Origin of the sequence: Mycobacterium innocens (assembly GCF_900566055.1) — a bacterium.
GTDB classification, from domain to species: Bacteria; Actinomycetota; Actinomycetes; order Mycobacteriales; family Mycobacteriaceae; genus Mycobacterium; species Mycobacterium innocens.
In genome coordinates this window covers 1-2,475 of the sequence record NZ_UPHQ01000230.1, presented here as the reverse complement: position 1 = coordinate 2,475, position 2,475 = coordinate 1, and the positions used below count along the sequence as shown (strand labels likewise).

Sequence of the window (2,475 nt, the reverse complement as noted above, 5' to 3'; positions counted from 1 at the left end):
ATGTTGGTGGTCACAATGTGGGTGGCGGCAACGTCGGCAGCCTGAATGTGGGGGGCGGCAATGTGGGGGATGCGAACCGGGGTTGGGGTAATAGCGGGAGTTTCAACGTCGGTTTCGGTAATACCGGTTTCGGGAATTTCGGGTTGGCGAACCAGGGCACCAATAATATCGGGATCGGGCTGACCGGGGATAACCAGATCGGGTTCGGCGGCTTCAACAGCGGTGCCGGTAATGTGGGGTTGTTCAACTCGGGCAGCAACAATATCGGGTTCTTCAACTCCGGCAACGGTAACTTCGGTATCGCCAACTCGGGCAGTTTCAACACCGGGATCGCCAACACCGGTAGCACCAACACCGGGGTGTTCAACGCCGGGCTGGGCAACACCGGATGGGCCAATGCCGGCGACTTCAACTCCGGTGGCTTTAACGCCGGTGCCTTTAATACCGGTTCGTTTAATCCCGGCGACACCAACACCGGCTGGTTCAACATCGGTGACCTCAACACCGGAGCGTTTAACACCGGCGACCTCAACACCGGCGCGTTCATCACCGGCGACGCCAACAACGGATTCTTCTGGCGCGGCACCGGCCAGGGCCTCATCGCCGCCGACTACACCATCACCATCCCCAACATCCCCCTCACCCTCGGACTAGGCGGCACACTCGACATCCCCATCACCGGCAACATCGCGGGCCTGACCGTCAATCAATTCACCCTGCATGGGGAAAACGGTCCAGGGATTCCGCTGAACCTCTTGCTCGCCATTGACGGGGACTCGGGCGGAACGAATATCCACGTCGACATCCCGGACACCGATATCGGCTTCAACATACCTATAGACGGTCTTCCGATCACATTGACCCTCCCCTTGAACTCTGAACTCAGCCCGATCGTGATTCAATCAATCAATATCGGTGCAATCCCGCTGGACCTCACGCTGGGCGGCGATACAATGCAGCTCAACGCCAATCTCGGCGCTGGTATCGGACCCATTACCGCCACCCTCTTCCACCTCTCGCCCGTTCCCGGCTTCGGCAACTCCACCAGTAGCCCGTCGTCAGGCTTCTTCAACTCCGGTGCCGGTGGTTCGTCAGGCTTCGGCAATTTCGGCGATACCCTCTCGGGCTTCTGGAACGTCGGTTCGCAGGGCTCGGGGTTCGAGAACTACGGCGGCAGCCTCGTGTCCGGCATCACCAACCTGGGCGGCGCCTTGTCCGGCATCGACAACACCAGCGGTTTAGGCCTCGCGCTGGCCGGCCTGGTCTCGGGTATCGGCAACATTGGCAGCCAGCTCTCGGGCCTCTTCCTCAGCGGCTCGGCGCCGTAACCGCAGGCCGAAGCTGGTTTGGGCGCTACCGGCACCGGCAAGTAGGGTTCGTCAGAAGATGCTGAGGATCCCCCGCGGAAGGAACGGTTGCGCATGGGAATCGTGGACAAGGCAAAAGACCTGCTGTCACAGAACGCCGACAAGGTCGAGACGGTGATCGACAAGGCCGGCAAATTCGTCGACGACAAGACGCAGGGCAAGTACTCCGACACCATCCACAAGGTGCAGGAGCAGGCCAAGAAAGTAGTCGACACCGGCGACCAGCAGAGCTGAAGCCATGGCGAAACTCTCCGGATCCATCGATGTCCCGTTGCCGCCGGAGGAGGCGTGGCTGCACGCCTCGAATCTGTCCCGCTACCGGGAATGGCTGACGATCCACCGGGTCTGGCGCAGCAAGTTGCCCGAAACGTTGGAGAGGGGCGCGGTCGTCGAGTCGATCGTCGAGGTCAAGGGGATGCCCAACCGGATCAGATGGACGATCGTGCGCTACAAGCCGCCGGAAGGCATGACGCTCAACGGCGACGGGGTCGGCGGTGTCAAAGTGAAGCTCATGGCCAAGGTCGCACCCAAAGAGGAGGGCTCCGTCGTGAGCTTCGATGTGCACCTCGGCGGACCCGCTCTGTTCGGGCCGATCGGCATGATCGTCGCCGCCGCGCTCAGAAGCGACATCAGCGAATCCCTGCAGAACTTCGTCGAGGTGTTTGCACAGGCCTGACGCCGACCTGCAACGGCGCCCGTCGCGGACCAGCTGACCTATTAGCCGATGAGTTTCCGTGCCGACGGCGGTACATAACGGTGAAACCACACGGCAAGGAGGACATCATGCCCATCCGTCACGGCGCGCCACTGGGGCCCCCTGCTGGGTCGACTTGACCACGTCAGAAGTCGACCGCGCCCAAGACTTCTACGGCACGGTATTCGGCTGGACCTTCGTATCCGCCGGCCCCGAGTACGGCGGATACGTCAATGCCGCTAACGCGGATTTCCGCGTAGCTGATTCGGGGCAATCTCCCGCGGCGGGCGCAGGCGGCTGACCTGGGGATTTGTGTGATCCAGGCGTGTTTACGCTCGGATCTGTTGCTCTGATATAGCTGCTACTTTGCGATTCGATCAGATCGTTATCGTGTCGTGATCTTCGGATTTCCTG

Annotated in this window: 2 protein-coding genes and 2 pseudogenes; all 4 read left to right on the top strand. The window is 61.1% G+C overall.

Translation table 11 applies throughout. The features are described from left to right. Nucleotides 1-1,328: pseudogene (locus EET03_RS22260) on the top strand (PPE family protein); the annotation flags it as partial. 93 nt (nucleotides 1,329-1,421) lie between these two features. Next, nucleotides 1,422-1,601 (top strand): antitoxin, encoded by a 180-nt coding sequence (locus EET03_RS22255; RefSeq protein ID WP_063472337.1) that lies wholly within the window; start codon nucleotides 1,422-1,424, stop codon nucleotides 1,599-1,601. 4 nt (nucleotides 1,602-1,605) lie between these two features. Further along, nucleotides 1,606-2,043, top strand: coding sequence for a type II toxin-antitoxin system Rv0910 family toxin (locus EET03_RS22250; protein WP_023367403.1), 438 nt, complete (start codon nucleotides 1,606-1,608; stop codon nucleotides 2,041-2,043). 107 nt (nucleotides 2,044-2,150) lie between these two features. Beyond that, nucleotides 2,151-2,323 (top strand): annotated as a pseudogene (locus tag EET03_RS22245) (VOC family protein); the annotation flags it as partial. Between the last annotated feature and the right edge of the window lie 152 nt (nucleotides 2,324-2,475).

Bases quoted from the DNA above. Each gene is read 5' to 3' on its own strand.
- EET03_RS22255 (WP_063472337.1), top strand. From the start codon at position 1,422: ATGGGAATCGTGGACAAGGCAAAAGACCTGCTGTCACAGAACGCCGAC.
- EET03_RS22250 (WP_023367403.1), top strand. From the start codon at position 1,606: ATGGCGAAACTCTCCGGATCCATCGATGTCCCGTTGCCGCCGGAGGAG.